At 38.4% G+C, this 20,334-nt stretch carries 16 protein-coding genes; 12 read left to right on the forward strand and 4 right to left on the reverse strand.

Annotation, left to right across the window (positions count from 1 at the left end; genetic code table 11):
* Window positions 1-15: 15 nt before the first annotated feature.
* Genes MHB45_RS08080 through MHB45_RS08090 form a run of 3 tightly spaced genes read right to left on the reverse strand, consistent with a single transcriptional unit; the run spans window position 16 to window position 4,072 of the window.
* The gene (locus tag MHB45_RS08080; protein ID WP_048682411.1) at window positions 16-1,875 is read right to left on the reverse strand and encodes an ABC transporter ATP-binding protein; all 1,860 of its coding nucleotides are present in this window, start codon (window positions 1,873-1,875) and stop codon (window positions 16-18) included.
* Window positions 1,872-3,596: an ABC transporter ATP-binding protein gene (locus MHB45_RS08085; protein ID WP_072272872.1), complete on the reverse strand. Its 1,725-nt coding sequence runs from the start codon at window positions 3,594-3,596 to the stop codon at window positions 1,872-1,874. The genes MHB45_RS08080 and MHB45_RS08085 overlap by 4 nt, the downstream gene beginning before the upstream one ends.
* Window positions 3,593-4,072 carry a MarR family winged helix-turn-helix transcriptional regulator gene (locus MHB45_RS08090; protein WP_072272873.1) on the reverse strand — a complete coding sequence of 160 codons (480 nt, stop codon included), beginning with the start codon at window positions 4,070-4,072 and terminating at the stop codon, window positions 3,593-3,595. The genes MHB45_RS08085 and MHB45_RS08090 overlap by 4 nt, the downstream gene beginning before the upstream one ends.
* Before the next feature lie 530 nt (window positions 4,073-4,602).
* Here MHB45_RS08090 and MHB45_RS08095 point away from each other — a divergent pair.
* The 10 genes from MHB45_RS08095 (at window position 4,603) to MHB45_RS08140 (ending at window position 16,892) form a co-directional block, all read left to right on the forward strand.
* Entirely contained in the window at window positions 4,603-5,598 is a 996-nt protein-coding gene (locus tag MHB45_RS08095; RefSeq protein ID WP_072272874.1) for a thiamine pyrophosphate-dependent dehydrogenase E1 component subunit alpha, read from the forward strand.
* Window positions 5,599-5,610: 12 nt separating this feature from the next.
* Complete coding sequence (locus MHB45_RS08100; RefSeq protein WP_048682397.1) at window positions 5,611-6,594, forward strand: alpha-ketoacid dehydrogenase subunit beta; 984 nt, start codon at window positions 5,611-5,613, stop codon at window positions 6,592-6,594.
* A gap of 270 nt (window positions 6,595-6,864) precedes the next feature.
* On the forward strand, window positions 6,865-8,235 hold the full coding sequence (locus MHB45_RS08105) for a sigma-54 interaction domain-containing protein (RefSeq protein ID WP_072272875.1): 1,371 nt from the start codon (window positions 6,865-6,867) through the stop codon (window positions 8,233-8,235).
* Window positions 8,236-8,596: 361 nt separating this feature from the next.
* On the forward strand, window positions 8,597-10,150 hold the full coding sequence (locus MHB45_RS08110; protein ID WP_072272876.1) for an acyl-CoA synthetase: 1,554 nt from the start codon (window positions 8,597-8,599) through the stop codon (window positions 10,148-10,150).
* A 177-nt stretch (window positions 10,151-10,327) separates the two neighbouring features.
* The gene (locus tag MHB45_RS08115) at window positions 10,328-11,122 is read left to right on the forward strand and encodes an enoyl-CoA hydratase/isomerase family protein (RefSeq protein WP_072272877.1); all 795 of its coding nucleotides are present in this window, start codon (window positions 10,328-10,330) and stop codon (window positions 11,120-11,122) included.
* A gap of 249 nt (window positions 11,123-11,371) precedes the next feature.
* Window positions 11,372-12,838 (forward strand): GntP family permease, encoded by a 1,467-nt coding sequence (locus MHB45_RS08120; protein WP_072272878.1) that lies wholly within the window; start codon window positions 11,372-11,374, stop codon window positions 12,836-12,838.
* A 195-nt stretch (window positions 12,839-13,033) separates the two neighbouring features.
* Window positions 13,034-13,477 carry a MaoC/PaaZ C-terminal domain-containing protein gene (locus MHB45_RS08125; RefSeq protein ID WP_048682384.1) on the forward strand — a complete coding sequence of 148 codons (444 nt, stop codon included), beginning with the start codon at window positions 13,034-13,036 and terminating at the stop codon, window positions 13,475-13,477.
* A gap of 402 nt (window positions 13,478-13,879) precedes the next feature.
* The gene (locus MHB45_RS08130) at window positions 13,880-14,803 is read left to right on the forward strand and encodes a DMT family transporter (protein WP_048682381.1); all 924 of its coding nucleotides are present in this window, start codon (window positions 13,880-13,882) and stop codon (window positions 14,801-14,803) included.
* Window positions 14,804-15,215: 412 nt separating this feature from the next.
* A complete protein-coding gene (locus MHB45_RS08135) occupies window positions 15,216-16,193 on the forward strand; it encodes a ring-cleaving dioxygenase (protein ID WP_048682378.1) in 978 nt (325 codons plus the stop codon).
* Between the two features lie 99 nt (window positions 16,194-16,292).
* The gene (locus MHB45_RS08140; RefSeq protein ID WP_048682375.1) at window positions 16,293-16,892 is read left to right on the forward strand and encodes a nitroreductase family protein; all 600 of its coding nucleotides are present in this window, start codon (window positions 16,293-16,295) and stop codon (window positions 16,890-16,892) included.
* A 138-nt stretch (window positions 16,893-17,030) separates the two neighbouring features.
* On the opposite strand, the gene MHB45_RS08145 is transcribed toward MHB45_RS08140, so the two are convergent.
* Window positions 17,031-18,374, reverse strand: a complete 1,344-nt coding sequence (locus tag MHB45_RS08145) for an aminotransferase-like domain-containing protein (RefSeq protein ID WP_072272879.1) — start codon at window positions 18,372-18,374, stop codon at window positions 17,031-17,033.
* A gap of 115 nt (window positions 18,375-18,489) precedes the next feature.
* On the opposite strand from MHB45_RS08145, the gene MHB45_RS08150 reads away from it, so the two are divergent.
* Together MHB45_RS08150 and MHB45_RS08155 are read left to right on the forward strand one after the other, a co-directional pair.
* The gene (locus MHB45_RS08150; protein WP_048682369.1) at window positions 18,490-19,446 is read left to right on the forward strand and encodes a DMT family transporter; all 957 of its coding nucleotides are present in this window, start codon (window positions 18,490-18,492) and stop codon (window positions 19,444-19,446) included.
* Window positions 19,446-20,330, forward strand: coding sequence for a DMT family transporter (locus MHB45_RS08155; RefSeq protein ID WP_048682365.1), 885 nt, complete (start codon window positions 19,446-19,448; stop codon window positions 20,328-20,330). Before MHB45_RS08150 ends, MHB45_RS08155 begins: the two co-directional genes overlap by 1 nt.
* Window positions 20,331-20,334: the final 4 nt, after the last annotated feature.

Below are 20,334 nucleotides of genomic sequence, written 5' to 3' on the forward strand. Positions count from 1 at the left end.
TGAGCCTCCTTCTTATTATCCAGCTACATTTTCAGTGAACTGACTATTGTATAGCTCTGCATAGAAACCATTCTCCCTTAAAAGGTCTGAATGCGTTCCTTTCTCTATCACTTTTCCTTGATCCATAACAAGAATCAAATCTGCATCCTTAATCGTTGAGAGACGATGGGCAATGACAAAGCTGGTTCTTCCTTCCATCAGTCGGTTCATGGCCTTTTGGATAAAGACTTCTGTCCGAGTGTCCACACTAGATGTCGCTTCATCCAATATCATGATTGGCGGATCTGCTAGAACAGCCCGGGCGATTGTCAAAAGCTGCTTTTGGCCTTGTGAGATGTTCGAAGCTTCTTCGTTTAAGATTGTCTCATAACCATCTGGCAGTGTCCGAATGAAATGGTCGGCATGTGCCGTGCGAGCAGCTGCAAAAATTTCTTCATCAGTTGCTCCATTTTTGCCATAAGCGATATTTTCATTAATCGTACCATTAAAGAGCCAGGTATCTTGAAGTACCATACCAAAATTCTTTCGAAGATCATTACGTGACATATTCCGTGTATCAAGACCATCAATCGTAATCTTTCCGCCGATGAGTTCATAAAATCTCATCAAGAGATTTATCATGGTCGTTTTTCCCGCACCAGTCGGTCCAACGATTGCAACCGTCTGTCCAGGCAGGACATCGATGTTCATATCTTCAATTAACATTTCTTCCCCATATCCAAAGTCCACATGTTCAAAAGAGACAGCACCATTTGCCCTTTTTATATTAACTGTGGTTTGTTCTTTCATTTCCTCTTCTTCATCAAGTAGTTCAAAAACACGCTCAGCGGCTGCAACCGTCGACTGAATAATGTTAGCGATGTTAGCCGTTTGTGTGATTGGCTGGGTGAACTGCTTTGAATATGTGATGAATGCTTGAATGTCACCAATTGAAATCGAACGCTGAGTTACCAATATTCCGCCGACAACGCTGATGATGACATAGCTCAAATTTCCGATAAAGAACATTACGGGCATGATGATACCCGATATAAACTGGGCTTTGCTTCCCGCTTTATACAATCCTTCATTAACTTCAGTAAACTGGGCACTCGCCTTTTTTTCATATCCGAATGCTTTAACGACTTGATGGCCGGTATATATCTCTTCAATGTGGCCATTTAATTGTCCGAGTTTACGCTGTTGATCGGCAAAATGTTTTTGGGATCTTTTTAAAATAGGCCGGATTGCAAATATTGACAAAGGTAAGCTGATTATCGAGATTAATGTCAATAACGGGCTTATCGAAAGCATCATGATGATAATCCCCACAATCGTTACGATTGATGTTATGAATTGCGTTAAGCTTTGCTGAAGTGTGCTCCCGATTGTATCAATATCATTTGTCATTCGGCTAAGTGTTTCACCATTTGGACGTCCTTCAAAGTATTTGAGTGGAAGTTTCTCGAGCTTTTTGTTCACATCTTCTCGAAGGTCATATACCGTGTCTTGTGCAACACTTGACATAATGTATTGTTGTACATAGTTGAAAAGGCTGCTTAAAGCATAAAGTCCGGCAAGGAGTAGAAGGATCTGGCCAATTTTATCAAAGTTAATGGCTGCTCCTGGTATTCCCTGGAACTTTCCATATGCTCCTTCGAATAATTCTGTAATTGCATTTCCCATGATCTTCGGTCCTACAATCATAAAAATCGTACTCATGATTGCAGCGAAGAACACGGAAATCAATTTGTTGCGCCTCGGTTTTAAATAGGTCAATAAGCGTTTTAGTGTTCCTTTAAAATCTTTTGCTTTTTGACCCATCATCATCATGTTACCGCCACCAGGACCATGCCCGACCTGACCGCCGCCTTGAGGTTTCTTTTGATTACTCATGCAATTTCCTCCTCTGTAAGCTGTGATAAGGCAATTTCACGGTAAATGTCGTTTGTGCTAAGCAACTCTTGGTGTGTTCCCATGCCTACAATGTGGCCTTCGTCTAACACAATGATTCGGTCAGCGTCCACGACGGTACTGACACGCTGGGCAACGAGTAGTACCGTCGAATTTTTCGTTTCATCTTTCAGGGCTGCGCGAAGGTTGGCATCCGTCTTGTAGTCCAGTGCAGAAAAACTATCATCGAATATATAAATATCCGGTTTTCGAATGAGTGCCCTTGCAATAGAAAGCCGTTGTTTTTGCCCTCCTGATAGGTTTGAACCGCCTTGATCGATTTCTGCCTCATAGCCGCCTTTCATGCTGCTGATAAAATCCTCCGCTTGCGCGATCCGAGCGGCATGCTCAACTTCATCTTGTGTGGCTGTTTGTTTTCCAAAGCGAATGTTTTCAGAGATAGTACCTGTAAAGAGGGAGGCCTTTTGTGGTACAAAGCCAATTTTTGAACGGACTTCATCTTGTGATGACTTACGTATATCAACACCATTGACGCGAATCGTTCCGCTTGAAATATCATAGAAGCGAGGGATCAAATTGACAAGCGTCGTTTTCCCGGAACCAGTTCCACCGATTATTGCGGTGATTTCACCAGGACTTGCAGAAAAACTAATATCCGATAATGCAGGTTCTTCTGCTCCTGGGTAACTGAACGTAACATGTTCAAATTCAAGGGTACCGTGTACACGATCTGCCTTTTCTGTCCCCTCATCCAGGAATGAAGGTTTCATGTCAAGGACTTCGTTTATCCTTGTTGCCGACACGGCAGCTCGCGGAACCATAACGAACATCATGGATGCCATAACGAGAGCGAACATAATTTGCATAACATATTGGATAAATGCCATTAAGTCCCCGATCTGCATACCGCCGTTATCAATACGGACTCCACCAAACCAAATGATACCAACAACCGTCAAGTTCATGACAAGCATCATTACAGGCATCATGAAGGCCATGATTTTATTGACTTTGATTGAGATATCCGTTAATTCTTTATTCGCTTTCTTTAGACGTTCTTTCTCTTGTGTTTCACGATTGAAGGCACGAATGACGCGAATTCCAGTTAAATTTTCTCGTAATACAAGGTTCAACCGGTCTAATCGTTTTTGCACCGTTTGAAAGAGCGGCACACCTTTATATAGAATAAGCAAGATTGAACCAATCAAAAAAGGCATTGTGACAACAATGACAAGTGATAATTTTGCATCCATGGATACAGCCATGATTACTCCGCCGATTAACATGATAGGTGCACTGATAACCATACGAAGCATCATGATAACCACTTGCTGGACTTGTGTTATATCATTGGTCGTTCGTGTAATCAATGATGCCGTACCGACTTCATCAAATTCTTGTAACGAAAACTTTTCAACGTGATTAAAGACCTTCAGGCGGAGATCGCGTCCCATTCCCATTGCTGCTTTGGACGAATAGTAACTTGCGATTATGGATGCACAAGCGCCAAGTGCGGAAACCAACAGCATAAAACCACCGATTTTCCAAATATAAGAAGTGTCTCCTCGAACAACGCCCTTGTCAATAATATCAGCCATTAGTGTAGGCAAAAAGAGGTCCGACATGGACTGAATAAAGACCAGACCGATAACTGCTAAAATAATCCACTTATATACTGATAAATTTTTCAGTATTTTTATCATTTTGTACACTCTCCCTGTTCGGTTGCTCGTGCTTCTAAAAAGTTTGTAATTTGCAGATGCGTTTTTAGCAACTCTTCAAACTGTTCTTCGGAAAGGATTTCAATGGCCGTTTGAAAGACTTGATGAATGCTTCCTTCGTGAAAATGAATCGTTTTTAATAAATTTTCCCCCTTATCGGTGATTGACAATTGAATCTCACGCCGGTTGCCCTCCACATGCTCACGATGGAGCATGCCTCCGCGAACTAGACCATCGACCGCTTGGCTCAAGGTGCTTTTTGGAAGAAATGTTTTCTCCCCGACATTTTTTTGGGAGGTCTCTTTGTAAAGGGTAATGGTCATCAAAATGGAATATTGAGGAACTGTTAATCCATTTTCTGCGGCTGTCTTTTGAACGAACCGCATGATATTTTTCTGTACGTTCCAAAATGAACGCAATAGTTGTACGGAACGCATTAATTGTTTTTCATTCTCCACTCAACATCACCATTCTTTCTGTATTGAACTGTTCCATTTCGAACATTTAATTTTATGAATCATTTTAATTTACAGCTATTCTTCCGCTTAGTCAATAACTTCAACCCACCGGCTTTTATCTAGTCTTGGTGCGTATATGGAAATGAGTTAAAGTCAGGTCAGGCCAAAACTGTTAAACCCATTGTATTTTTGTTAAAGAAAGGTTTTCTCGTGAAAACAACGATACAAAGTGAAATTAACTTGAAAATGTGAGATGAAAAGTGGTAGGATAATATTGCATTGAGTTAGTACCAGGTAATAATAGTAGATGATAACGCATTTTAGGGTGTTAAATGGCAAGCATGCATACATAAAAGGGCTTTTCTTTCCTTCCTTAGATACATATAGGATTTAAGTTTGCGAGACAAACAAACAGCTAAATATGAAAGGTTAGTAATTTATATAGACCCATTTATATATTGGGTGACAGCGTGAGGAGAACATTCTGGTTTTAACAGAAAACCGTTTTAATTATTAGGAGGGATGAACATATGGTTGAAAACCGCCATCTACAGGCAGGTCTTAGTGATGAGCAGGTGCTTGAGATGTATAGAATTATGTTGTTGGCAAGAAGAGTGGATGAACGGATGTGGCTGTTGAACAGATCTGGGAAAATTCCATTTGTCGTTTCTTGTCAAGGGCAAGAAGCAGCTCAAGTGGGTGCAGCATTTGCGTTGAATCGTGAAAATGATTATGTCCTTCCTTATTATAGGGATCTAGGGGTGGTGCTCGCGTTTGGGATGACCGCCAGGGATTTAATGTTATCCAGTTTTGCCAAGGCAGAAGATCCAAATTCAGGCGGGCGTCAAATGCCTGGGCATTTTGGGCAAAAAAAGAATCGAATCGTGACGGGATCTTCGCCAGTTACGACTCAAGTGCCACATGCAGTGGGGATTGCACTCGCTGCAAAAATGGAAGGAAAAGATATTGTTTCATTCGTTACATTCGGTGAGGGTTCATCAAACCAAGGTGATTTTCATGAAGGAGCGAATTTCGCAGGTGTACATAAACTTCCGGTCATCTTGATGTGCGAAAATAATCAGTATGCCATTTCCGTCCCTATTGAAAAGCAATTGGCTTGCGGGAAAGTGTCCGACCGGGCCATTGGTTACGGCATGCCAGGGGTGACGGTTGATGGAAATGATCCGATCGAAGTATACCGGGTGGTGAAAGAAGCTGCTGAGAGAGGAAGGCGTGGTGAGGGCCCAAGCTTAATCGAAACGGTTTCATACAGGCTTACACCACATTCAAGCGATGATGATGATAGTCAATACAGGTCGCCTGATGAAGTATCGGAGGCAAAAAAAATAGATTCAATCATTACTTTTGGCGCCTATTTAAAAGCAGTGGGAATCATGGATGATCAAATGGAAAAACAATTGAACGAGGAAATAATGGAAGTTGTGAACGAAGCGACGGATTATGCGGAAAATGCTCCATTTGCAAATGAAGACACGCTCTCAAAATACGTTTACGCAGAAAGGTAAGGAGGAAAGAAGATGGCAGTGATATCTTATATAGATGCCGTGATAATGGCGATGCGGGAAGAAATGGAACGTGATTCCCGTGTATTTGTATTAGGTGAGGACGTAGGGGTAAAGGGCGGCGTGTTTAAAGCGACTTCAGGGTTATACGAACAATTCGGTGAACAGCGTGTCATTGATACACCGCTTGCTGAATCCGCAATCGCAGGAGTCGGCATCGGCGCGGCCATGTATGGAATGAGGCCGATTGCGGAAATGCAATTCGCTGATTTTATCATGCCAGCAATCAACCAAATCATTTCGGAAGCTGCAAAAATCCGTTATCGCTCCAATAATGACTGGCATTGTCCTATCGTCATCAGAGCTCCATACGGCGGTGGTGTACATGGGGCGTTATACCATTCACAATCCGTTGAAGCCATTTTTGCCAATCAACCGGGACTTAAAATTGTCATGCCCTCTACACCCTATGACGTGAAAGGGTTATTGAAAGCCGCCATTCGCGATGATGACCCTGTCCTTTTCTTTGAACATAAAAGAGCCTATCGCCTAATTAAAGAAGAAGTGCCGAATGATGATTATGTTTTACCGATTGGTAAGGCGGATGTAAAACGTGAAGGCGAGGACGTTACTGTGATTACTTATGGCCTTTGTGTTCATTTTGCGCTTCAGGCAGCTGAAAGGCTGGCCAGTGATGGCATATCCGTTCATATACTTGATTTACGAACCGTTTATCCATTAGATCAAGAAGCCATAATGGAAGCTGCATCTAAAACAGGAAAAGTCCTATTGATTACTGAAGATAATAAGGAAGGAAGCATCATTAGTGAAGTATCGGCGATCATTGCAGAAAACTGCCTCTTCGATCTTGATGCCCCAATCATGAGACTCGCGGGCCCGGATGTTCCTGCTATGCCATATTCACCATCATTAGAGAAATCATTCATGGTGAATCCTGAAAAAGTGGAAAAGGCACTGCGGGACCTGGCTGCCTATTAAATGGTCTGCGTGGAGGAACGAACCTTTCGCATCCGTTAAAATTGCTGTTAATTGGGATTGATCTTAAAATGAACTTAAGTCTAGCAACTATAAAAAAGGTTGCCAGGCTTTTTTTTTGCGGTAAATAAATCATCTATATGGAAAAAATATTCCTAGGCTAGAGAGGGCATTTAAAACTCAGTGATTTTTGGGGAATTCTCACTTCGTAAATATATATTGAATGGATTGCGTGGTATTATATGGTAAAGCATTCTAGGTAAAGGAGAACTAATGATGAATACTGGACAATTATCCAATAATAAACTATTAGATATGGTGTTTGAAAGTACATATTATGGAATTGTAATTGTCGATAGTCACGCAAAAATTCAATATATTAGCAATAAATATTGTGAATTTTTAAATGTTGAACGCAGTACAGTGATTGGTGAACATGTGACGAATATAATTGAAAATACAAGGCTACACCTAGTGGTGCAAATAGGTAAATCGGAAATCGCTGATATACATTTTCTTCGGGGTGATTTTGTTATAGCTAATCGCATTCCTATTATCGAGAATAAGGAAATAATTGGTGCGATTGGGACAATAATGTTTCGTGATCTTGATGACTGGAACAAAATGAATAGCCACATTAAGGAGATACTGACAAAACATAATTTTTACAAAAATGAAAGAGATGTTATAAATGGAGTAAAGTATTCCTTACACAATTTAATTGGAAATTCACAAGAAATACAACAGTTAAAAGAACTTGTGAAAAGGGTTGCTAGAGGTGATATCTCTGTACTAATTAGAGGAGAAAGCGGTACAGGCAAGGAAATAATAGCACATAGCATTCATCAGTTAAGTGGGAGAAGTGACAAACCACTTGTGAAAATAAATTGTACTTCAATTCCGGAACACTTGTTAGAATCTGAACTTTTCGGTTATGAAGAAGGTGCCTTTACAGGGGCAAACAAGGGAGGGAAAATAGGAAAGTTTCAATTTGCTGATGGTGGAACTGTTTTCCTTGACGAAATTGGTGATATGCCTCAGCATATGCAAGTCAAGTTATTAAGGGTTCTTCAGGAAAAGGAATTTGAGCCTGTAGGTTCGCTTTATCCAAAAAAACTAAATGTTCGAGTGATTGCTGCAACAAATCGCCCTTTAGAAAAATTGGTGGAAGAAAAGCTATTTCGTGAAGACCTATTTTATAGAATTAATGCAGTCCAATTATTTGTTCCCCCTTTAAGAGATAGAATTGAAGATATCCCTGTACTTGTTGATTATTTTTTAAAAAAAGTCACAGCTCGAATAGGAAAACGAGTAACTTCTGTACATCCTGAGGTGCTTTCAGTAATAGAGCAATATAACTGGCCAGGGAATATCAGAGAACTAGAGAATGTGATTGATGCAGGTGTTCACCTATCAAATGACGAAGTAATCGGAAAAGATGCTTTACCTGATTATCTAAAACGTCATAACGTTAAAATGAAAGAAGAAAGTTTAAAGGATATTGTGGAGGAAACAGAAAAGAAGGCAATCGAAAGAGCGTTAAGAAGGTTTAAGTTTGATAAAAAACGGGTTGCGGAAACTCTTGGAATAGGGAATTCCACCCTTTACGATAAAATAAAAAAATATCAGATTTCTGACCAATAAAAATTAATCCGGGATTTCAGAATTCATTCCGAAATCCCGGATAAATATTTTAATTTCAATATTAGTGTAGGTAAAGTTCACATTAAAGGAGAAAAAGACTATAGAACAGATTTAAATTTTATTTAAATTATGAAAATTAATGAATAAAAAATCAACTGATCTAAATTCAGTTGATTTTTTTTATTTATTTTCTGAAAAATCAGAAAATAAATAATTGAATATTCCACGATAATTAGAAAAAGTAAGTCAGTATAGGGGGGTTACGTGTTGGAATGAATCTTGCATTCAAATTTGAAGAAAGGAGGAAAGGAATCGATAAACTATAATTTGAATCTGCTTAAACTGAAAAGGAGGAATTTCATTGGATGTCGGTTTTATAACAAGAAAAATGGCAAATGATTTAAATAATTTAAATCCTAGAAAAATAGCAATAAAAGAAGAAGTAGGAAAGTCAATGACGTACATGGATCTCCACCATATATCAAATGCGTATGCAAACAAGTTTTACGAATTAGGAGTTCGAAAAGGGGATCGTGTCGGTATTTTACTTTACAACTGTCTCGAATATTTTAGTCTATATTTTGCCATTGCGAAAATCGGCGCAATTGCCGTTCGACTTAATTTTAGGCTATCAAGTGCTGAGCTTGAGTATGCATTAAATGATTCACAGACAAAAATATTGTGCTTCCATTCGAACTTAGCCAGTCAGCTGGAATCAGTTTTTAATCATGTTTCGGTTGAGCGTTATTTTTGTCTTCCTCATAGAAATGGCTCAATCCCAGGTTGGTCTGAGTCATGGAGTGTTTTAGAAAGTGGTTCGGTAGATGAGGTCAAAGTCGATAACATTAAATTAAACGATCCGGTCATGCTGATGTACACATCAGGCACAACGGGAAGACCTAAAGGTGCGATTTGGACTCATGATACAACTTTCTGGTTTTCTACGATTCAAGCGCTGAAATGGAAATTTACAGGGATAGAAGTTGCGATGACGACAGGACCACTATACCATGTTGGAGCGATGGAAGATATCGCACTTCCTATTCTTATGATGGGTGGCAGCGTAATAATTACAAAAAGCCAAGAATTCGAGATTGGAAGAATTCTTTCCGTTATTGAACAGGAAAATGTGACTGATGCTTTTTTATTCCCTTTTATGATTTATGAAATGCTAAATTTGCCTGAAATTGAAGAGTATCAGCTAAAATCTTTAAAAACTATATATACAGGTGGTGACCCGCTAATGCCATGGGCATTGGAACAATTAAAAAAGAGGTTTCCTCATATTGGAGTTGTTCAAGTTTACGGGTTAACTGAAGGACAACCAATTGCGGCATCGCTAGAACCACAGGATGCTTTTACAAAAGGCCATACCGTTGGAAAGCCGATGCCGCTTACAGAAATTAATATTATTGATGAAGATGGAACACCCATGCCTGTTGGTGAAATTGGTGAAATCGCTATTAAAAGTCCAGCGGTTTCTGAGGGGTATTGGAGGAAACCTGATGCCACAATGGAAACATTTGTGAATGGTTGGTGTAAAACAGGAGACCTGGGAAAATTCGATCATGATGGGTATCTATCAATTGCAGGCAGAAAAAAAGATATGATCCGAAGCGGTGGTGAAAACATTTACTCAGCGGAAATTGAAGACGTCTTATACCGCCATGAGGAGGTGAAGGAAGTTTCTATAATTGGTATTCCTGATCCGAAATACATTGAGGCTGTATGTGCTGTTATTGTAAAAAAAGAAGGATCCAAACTTACGGAAGAAGATGTTGTTAATTACTGTAAGGAACATCTTGCTAGCTATAAAAAACCTAGAAAGGTTACATTTGTTGATGAAATTCCACGTACCCCATCCGGTAAGGTTCAAAAGTATATTCTTCGAAAACAGTTTAGTGGTACGGAATAAATAAGGAATATCCAAAAAGGTACAGGTTTTATAAATACATTATTTCAATTTTTAAAAAATGCACATAACCACTATGGATTCTATCAAGATATCTGTGTTTACCCACTGATGCACGTTTTCAACAATACAAGAACATCTGGAACCCAAAAGTTCAAATAAGGTTAAGGAGGAAAGCCGATGAAGAATAAAAATCAAGTTGTTTCATGGTCGAAACAGGGTAATATTGCACTGATTATTATTGATAATCCACCTGTTAATGTATTAAGCGCAGATGTTATAGAACAATTGAATCTTGTGGTGGATGAAATTGAAAGCGATTTCAAGGTTAAGGTCATTATCCTTACAGGTGAAGGCGAAAGGGCTTTTGTTGCTGGTGGAGATATTAAAGAATTTCCAGGATGGATAGGAAAAGGAGTCGAAGAAGGAAAGGGGAAATCACTTTGGCTACAGGAACCACTTAATAAAATTGAACGTCTATCTCGTCCAACCATTGCTGCAATCAACGGATTAGCATTAGGTGGAGGATGTGAACTTGCCTTAAGTTGTGACATTCGAATTGCGGAGGAACAAGTTAGGATTGGACTTCCTGAAATTAAATTGGGATTGTTTCCAGGGGCAGGGGGGACTCAAAGACTTCCTAGACTGATAGGTAAAGCAAAAGCAAAAGAATTGATCTTTACTGGCGAGCCATTGAATGCAGAAGAGGCCAAACAAATAGGGCTTGTTAATCATGTCGTGCCAAAGGGGGAATCCATAAATAAAGCAATGGAAATCGCAAAATGTATTTGCAATTATTCTTTACAATCTTTAACTTTTGCAAAGCATTCCATTGATTATGGCTATGAACAAACACTTGAAGATGGACTCATGATTGAAGCTGAAAACTTTGGTCATGTTTTTCAGACGAAGGATGTTAAGGAAGGCGTTGAAGCCTTTATTAGTAAAAGAGAGCCGAACTTCGTTGATCAGTAATCCAGCATGACAAAATCAGAGTGAAGTCCAATTTTTGAAAAAAGAAGATTGTGCAGTTACTGATTTTAGTTAATAAACTAAATAGATAATGTTATTTTTTAAAAAATCTATTCGGGAAATTAATTAGAGTTCTTTACTTTATGTTCACTAGAAAAGTGAACTATGATGCCAAAGAAGTCTTGGGGCAATGCATTCTAACCAGCAACAAATGATAACATATTATATTTTGAGAAAAAGGGGGAAATCAATATGGATGTAATGATAATTATTATTTCACTTGGATTACTTATGTTTCTAGCATATCGAGGATTTTCTGTTATTCTTTTTGCACCATTGTGCGCTTTGTTTGCTGTATTTTTAACGGATCCTGGACATGTTTTACCTTTCTTCTCTAATATATTTATGGTTAAGTTGGTTGAATTTGTTAAATTATACTTCCCGGTTTTTCTACTAGGTGCTATTTTTGGGAAATTGGTTGAAATAAGCGGTGTTGCAAAGAGCATAGCTAAAATTATTGTCCGTTTTATCGGGGCTAAACAAGCCATTCTAGCCATAGTGATAATGGGCGCAATCCTGACATATAGCGGAGTTAGTTTGTTTGTTGCAGTGTTTGCCATATATCCATTTGCTGCTCAGCTGTTTCGTGAAGCTAATATTCCAAAGCGTTTAATTCCTGCGACAATTGCAGTTAGTGCTTTTACCTTTTCAATGGATTCACTTCCAGGGTCTCCGCAAATTCAGAATGTCATTCCAACGGGATTCTTTAAAACTGACATCTATGCTGCACCGACATTGGGGATTATTGGGGCAATATTTATCATTTCCTTGAGCCTTTTATATCTAAATCATTGTCGACATAAGGCAGCTAGAAATGGTGAAGGGTATTTTGGAATTGGGGATAAAGCTATTGATAAGGAAGCTGCTGAAGCAGAAATGGCAGCTAGTTCTGCTTTATCGGTTGAAACGACTAATAAGTTGGGGATGGATTCTGAAAAAGCTATCAGTAGAAAAGACTGGCTTGCTTTTATTCCGTTAGTGTTAGTTGGAGTAATGAATAAGTTTTTTACTGAGTCGTTTCCTCTTTGGTATGCCAAAGGGTTTGATTTTGCTAATATTGGGCTAAAAGATTATGGAAATGTTGATATGTCTAAAGTTATCGGTGTTTGGTCTGTAGAGATGGCTCTTATTCTCGGAATAATAGCAACCGTCTTATTAAACTTAAAAGCTGTCAAATTAAATTTCAATTCGAGTATTAATATAGGGATTAGTGGGGCATTGCTTGCAACCATGAATACGGCAACCGAATATGGTTTTGGGGGTGTGATTGCTGCTTTACCCGGCTTTACTGTGATACAAGACTATCTTACTGGTATGTTTTCGAATCCTTTAATTAATGGGGCGATCATGACAAATGTTTTGTGCGGCATTACTGGTTCTGGATCTGGTGGGATGAGCATTACGTTGAGCCTAATGGCGGATACGTATATACAAACAGCTGCTCATTTTGACATTCCGTTGGAAGTTTTACATCGTGTCATTGCTATGTCAGCTGGTGGATTTGATACTTTGCCACATAATGGAGCTATAATTACTCTTCTGGCTGTTACGGGACTCACTCATCGCCAGGCATATAAAGACATTTTTGTTATTACCATTATAAAGACACTTGCTGTATTCTTTGTAATTGGTATATTCAGCTTGTTTGCCATCGTTTAAATATTTGCCGGTGAGCATTGGAAAATAAGTTTCGATTTCTAGATTTAAACGCTTTTTACATCAGATAGTACGTCTTCAAAACATTTTTTATAGTTGTTGATTTTAAAAACTATCACTAAATTATATATTCTATAGTATTTAATATCTGAATTTTCCGCCTGCTAATTTAAGCCCAAGTAGAAGGAGATTGGAAAAATGTTTAATAAATATTTCCATCAATATGAAATCGGAGAAACATGGGTGTCGAAAGGACGTACTATAACCGAAGCAGATCTAGTAATGTTTTCAGCATTTAGCGGTGACTGGTTTCCTCTCCATACTGATAAGGAGTATGCAGCAAATACCCAATTTAAGCAAAGGATAGCCCACGGAATGCTTATACTTTCGGCTGCAACCGGCTTATTTCAATTTGAACCAGGAATCGTCGTTGCATTTTATGGTTTGGAGAAAGTACGATTTACAAACCCTACTTTTATTGGGGACACGATACATGTAGAATTAAAGGTGATTGATCTTTTTGAAAAGGACTATCAAGGTGTTGTAACAATCAACCAAGAAATAAAAAAACAAAATGGAGAAACTGTAGCCATCGCCAATATGAAAATAATGGTCAATTCTGATGCCGATGTAAAAATATAATAATCACTTGATTTATTAGGCGACAAACGTAAATATTTGAGCAGATAAAACGTACTTATTACTAATATCAATATCAAATTAGCTTATGGGTATAAGAGAAAATTTTAAGTAAAAGGTATTATCCCAAACTTTAGCACAGAAATTTAAACGGGCGGTAGGCTGAAGAAACGAAATAATAAGCTGCGTTTTTTACATCATTTTTAGATGAAGGCAAGCCTGCACAGTGGCTTGCCTTCTTTAATGAACTCAAGCCACTTTTTTTTAGACATCTTTATCTTGCCTTTATAGGCTGTTGTTTCATTTTGGCTGAAAAAAATTTCAAGTTCATCTTATATAGCAAGATTTTTTTATGAAATCCCTAACAATGTTTGTCATAATAGGAAAGTAGGAAGGGGGAGCATCATGCTTCGATTATACGGGGCTTTAATCGGCCTTAGTTTGATATGGGGTTTATCGTTTGTTTTTATGAAGTGGCTGCTACCGCCTGCGGGCATTTGGGGGATTGTATTTCTCCGCTGTTTGGCGGGTGCTGTTGTTCTGCTTCCCATCTTATGGTGGAAGCGGAGGGAAATCAATTGGAAATTGCCATGGAAAGCACTGGTCGTTGTCGGAATCTTCAATTGCGGATTAGCATGGGGATTAATACCTTTAAGTGAAACGGAGATTAACAGCAGCACGGCATCGATTCTAAATGCAACCACTCCGATCTGGACGGGAATCATCGGATTTATCATTTTTTCATACGTTCTAACCCCCCGACAATGGATGGGCATTCTAATTGGTTTCTTCGGAATTCTAGTATTGATGGATTTTCAAATCGGTCAGCTTTTCGGAAGGGAATTCATCGGGATTGGGACAATGCTGCTAGCGTCCATCTGTTATGGTTTTGCCGGTCATTTTACGAAAAGATTTCTTTCCAGTACCAGCATATTGATCATTACGACGTTTACGCTGCTCACGGGTGCCGTTATCGGTTTGATCGGGATGCTACTAACAGAGCCGTTTAAGCCAGTGATGCTGATGGAACCGCTGACGATTTTCGCCATAGTCGGACTTGGTTGCTTTGGCTCTGGGGTCGGCCAGCTGATCTATTTCTACATCAATAAAAATGGCAGCCCTGAGTTAGCCGCATCTGTTACATACCTTATTCCTGCTACCGCTATGGTTTGGGGGTATATTCTGCTTGGAGAAGCGATTAATCCTAATGTAATCATTGGCCTGCTGATTATTTTCGCAGGAGTTTATCTTTCCTCTAAGAGGTCAAAAGAAAATGATGGCACAAACTCTTCATCTGGAAAACAAGCTGATTTGCATCAAGTAAAATAAGTAATCAAAACGAAATAGCCCTCACGTAAAGAGTTTGCTTTATGTTGGGGGCTTTCGTATGGGAACACATTAATAGTGTTACTTCATTATTGCCAAAGAATTGATTGTCTTTGCCGCTATTTATAGCTATGACATTAACCCAATACAGAATGGTCTTTACTTTAAGGAAAAAAGTTTTTTGGCTGAAATTATTTTTATTTTGAGATATATTAATTTGAGACAATCTTATTGACAGTGAAGGGTATTCATGATAAATTATCTTTAAATAAAGATATATTAATTCAAGATAATAAGAAACACCTTATCAAACCCCTTTAATGAATAGCCACTCTTTTTTTAAGGAAAAATATAGGGGATTAAGGAAAACGCTGAATATCCATAAATTGAATCGTTTTAATGGGAGGAATTATGTATGAATGGTTTAAAAGGTATACACCACGTAACGGCCATAACAAGTAGTGCTGAAAAAAATTATGAATTTTTCACAAATATATTAGGCATGCGTTTAGTCAAGAAAACTGTTAACCAAGATGATATCCAAACCTATCACCTGTTTTTTGCCGACGATGTTGGCGGTGCGGGTACTGACATGACATTCTTCGATTTTCCTGGTATTCCTAAAGGAGAGCATGGGACTAATGAGATTTCCAAAACATCCTTCCGTGTACCGACTGATGCGGCATTGGAGTATTGGGTTAAACGCTTTGACCGATTAGAGGTAAAGAATACAGGAATCCAAGAACAGTTTGGCAAAAAGATCATTTCATTTGTGGATTTTGATGATCAGCAATATCAATTGATCTCAGATGAAAATAATGAAGGGGTTGCAGCTGGAATCCCTTGGCAAAAAGGGCCGATTCCTCTGGAATACGCTATTACAGGATTAGGACCAATTTTCATTCGGATCGCCAATTTCGATTACTTTAAAGAAATGATGGAAAAAGTCCTTTTATTCAAAGAAATAGACAAGGAAGGATCATTTCACCTATTTGAGGTAGGGGAAGGCGGGAATGGTGCACAAGTGATCGTCGAGCATAATTCGATCCTTCCTCAGGCACGGCAGGGTTCTGGGACTGTTCACCATACAGCCTTCCGTGTTGAAGACCGTTCCGTTCTGGAAGAATGGATCAAACGAATGGAAAGCTTCCAATTTCATACGTCCGGTTATGTCGATCGTCACTTCTTTGAGTCGCTTTACGTAAGAGTGGCGCCGCAAATTTTATTCGAGTTTGCCACGGATGGTCCTGGATTCATGGGGGATGAGCCGTATGAAACGCTTGGGGAAAAGTTATCTTTACCACCGTTCTTGGAACCGAAAAGGGATCAAATCGAAAAGTTGGTCCGTCCCATTGATACAGTAAGAAGCACCAAGGAATACATTAAAGAATAATTGCGAATGATATATGGGTTTATGACCATACTAAAATAGGTAGAAATAAAAAATGGAATAATCATTTGAAATAGAAAAAATGTTCTGGAGGAATGAATCATGACAATAGATTTTTACACAGCCATTAAAGAGAGACGATCATATTATGGAATCAATAAAGAAGTCCAAGTATCGGATGAGAAAATTAAAGAAATAGTTGAATTTGCGGTAAAACACACGCCATCGGCTTTTAATTCCCAATCCTCCCGCCTTGTTGTTTTAACAGGATCGGCACATGATAAATTATGGGATATTACGACGCAGGCTTTAAGGAAAGCGGTTGGTGAGGGAGATTTCTCTGGCACTCAACAAAAAATGGATTCCTTCAAAGCGGGATATGGGTCAATATTATTCTTTGAAGATGAATCTGTAGTGAAATCACTTCAAGAACAATTTGCAACGTATGCCGATAACTTCCCAATCTGGTCACAACAAACATCAGGCATGCATCAATTAGTTGTTTGGACGGCACTTGAAGCAGAAGGATTGGGAGCAACTTTACAGCATTATAATCCTCTAATTGATGATGAAGTGAAAAAAGAATGGAATGTTCCAAGCAATTGGAAATTGATTGCGCAAATGCCATTTGGAAATCCAACAGCTCAACCGGGTGATAAAGAATTCAAACCACTTGAGGATCGTATCAAATTTTATAAATAAAACTTTGTTGAGAGCCGATTCTAATTGGCTCTTTTTTGTTTGTGCTCATTTTCCCATATTTTTTCAGTTCTACAATAAGAAAAAATATTTTCACTATTTTTTGTTGTGTGGAAAGTGACTATACCTTATGTAAAAGTTTTATAAGTAATAATTCTTCTTTTTATTCAATTCATTGAAAATAAGAGCTATTCCTTGCTCAAGTTTTTGTATATTTGTATTGGACACGTTTAGTTTTAATATTTTTTCCTGGTGAAAGCCATCTATATAATTTTGACCCATCGTCTCTACCAGTACTTGTTGATTCTGTAAGTTATTGATGAGGTGAGTACTATTTAAACGATGAGGCAGTACGATATGAGCGTTCATACATATGGATGCTGGGCGATAAAAGCCTGGAGCAGAGTACTTTTCTAGAGCATCATATAGCATGTTTGCACGCAATGAATAGGAAAGTCGCACTTTGTTTCTATGGTGTTTAAACATACCGCTTTTTATGTAGATTTCCAAGGCTGCTTGTGAAATCATGGAACTATCAATATCAGCTGTTCTTTTATATAGTTGGAAGCTGTCCGTTAATGGTTTAGGCAATACGGCCACACCTATGCGTAATCCTGGAAACATTATTTTAGAGAAGCTTTTTAAATAAATGACCATGTTATGGGTGTCCTCGGAAAAAATAGGGTCTACCTTCATATTTTCTTCGAAATCCGCTAAATAATCATCTTCTACAATATAGACACCATACTTTACCGCAAGTTTTAGTATCTCCACTCTTTCCATTTTAGAGTAAGAAGTCCCTAACGGATTATGAAAACGTGGCATCGTATAAAAGAATTTAATTTCCTGATCACTAAAAATCCGTTCTAACTCCTCTAAATCAATACCTTCTGCTGTTCGTTCGATTCCTCGCACGGAAATCTTGTACGCTTTCAATTGCTCCACAAATAGATGATAACTAGGCTGCTCAACGAGTATATGAGTACGTTCATTTGGAAAGGGGATTAACGTTAATAAGGAAAGTGCTTGCTGCACGCCAGAAGTAATGAAAACCTGTTCTTCTTTTGCGAAAACCTGATACTGCTCTAATTGTTTTTGTATCACTTTAATTAAAGAGGGCAGTCCTTTTGGAGTACCATAGATAAACAATTCTTGCTGATAGGTATCGATGGCTTTGTTAATGCAATGTTGAAAGTCATGATACGGAAATTGATGCCAAGCGGGAGCGGAGGTAACAAAGTCGATGTCCGTTGTGGGTTCGCGTTTACCATCAAATTCTTTTTGTACGACATAATATCCGCTTTTAGGAACCGCGTAGATTAAATGCCTCTTTTCCAATTCTTGCAGGGCTTTCAAGACTGTACTTTTACTACATTGATGTTGATCGCTTAATTGACGAATAGATGGGAGTTTAAAGCCCGCTTTGAGCCGTCCATTCTGGATGAGAGATTCAAATTCATTAAACAAAGCTACGTATTTTAGCATGAATACCTCCTAAAACTGTACCGTTACAGATGCTTCATATTTGTATTGTATCGTAGTGGAACTTTTAATACGATACTAACAACCGGCCGGGTGTTGAAAGGGAGGATTACTCAATATGCCAGAAAATAAAAAAGCCTATCTTGCGGCGATACTATATGCCATTATTATTGGATTTTCATTTTTCTTTACAAAAATATCATTAATGGAAGCTAGTCCGCTAGATACATTGGCACATCGATTTACGATGGCTTTGTTGATCGCCATAATTATTAAGCTATTTAGGAGGACATCAGTGAAAATGAGTGCAAAGGATTCTGTGAAAATTCTTCCGTTGGTGTTCCTTTATCCAATTTTATTCTTTACATTTCAAGTGTTTGGTCTCATTTATACCTCATCTTCAGAAGCGGGTATTATCCAAGCGACCATACCAATTTTTACATTATTATCAGCTTCATTATTTTTGAAAGAATACGCAGGTAGAGGTCAGAAATTTTTTCTTTGTTTATCTGTGCTGGGAGTTATCTTTATCTTTGTCATGAATGACTTGCAACATGCGGCTCACAGTTTGAAAGGAACGATCCTGATCTTATTATCCTCGATTGCTGCCGCTCTCTATAATGTGGTAGCGAGGAAGGTAACAAAGCAATATTCACTATTTACGTTAACGTATGTGATGACATTCTATGGTTTTGTGACTTTTAATAGTATGGCCGTCATCAACCATATAATTAACCAATCTATCAGCAGCTTTTTATTACCCTTCACAAATGGTGCATTTCTCATTTCAATCGTATATCTTGGGGTATTATCGTCACTGCTTACTGCTTTTTTATCAAACTATTCATTATCTATATTACCAGCATCTAAAATGAGCGTTTTTAGTAATTTAGCGACATTGATTACGATAATGGCAGGGGTGATTTTCTTACATGAATCGATTCATTATTATCATGTAATAGGTGCAATGATCATTCTTGCTGGGGTAATCGGCACGAATTATTTTGGTGGAATTCAATCCAAGCATAATGGTAAGACTTTTGCCGACCCATTGCTGAAAAGGGAGGGAAAGTAATGAATAAATATTTGTTGTTACTCATGATTAGTGGTATATGGGGATCTCAATTCTTCTTTATTGCATTAGTCATAGAAAATGTTGGTGTTATTACATTGTCTGCCATCAAAGCATGCATCGGCGGTATCTGTTTACTCTTCTTTGGTTTGTTTTTATCAAAAGCAGAGCGAAAAGTACCCAGGAGTTATTATAAATGGTATATAATCATTGCTTTTTTCGAGGTTGTACTGCCATTCGTCTTTATTGCACAAGGCCAGAAATCGGTGCCTAGCAGTATCGCAGCGGTGCTGATAGGAATGGTTCCCATCTTTACCATCCTTTTTTTACTAGCATTTTTCAAAAGAAAAAGCACAAGGCCGGAGATTACAAGTATCCTATTCGGATTTGCAGGTATTGTCTTCCTTTCCTGGCCGACACAAGGAATCCAAGACCTTTCTAACAGTATTCAGGGGAACATCCTCATGATATTGGCTGCTATGAGTTTTGGATTATCATTGATTTTCATGGAGAAATTAAACGAGGGATCTTCCGTCATTCATATGAGAAATGTATTACTGATTGCCAGTGCATTGCTCATACCCTTGTCCCTTTTGTTAGAGCAATCTTTCAAAATGGATATAGCACGATCTCAATCTATCTACTTAGCGATTTTAGGCATTTTCCATGCAGGTGTTGTTTATGCATTATTTAACAGGCTGATTCGGCAAGAAGGCGCATTATTTACTTCATATAGTAATTATATAGTGCCTGTCATCGGAATGATTTTAGGCTTTTTCTTTTTACATGAAGCGTTGTCTATTCATCAATTGATTGGAATGGGTATAATAATGCTGTCATTAGTTTTTTTAGACGAAAAAATAATTATCAAATTGAAAAGAAAGTAGTATT

It is taken from the genome of Peribacillus sp. FSL K6-5616 (assembly GCF_038008245.1).
Classification (GTDB): Bacteria; Bacillota; Bacilli; order Bacillales; family DSM-1321; genus Peribacillus; species Peribacillus frigoritolerans.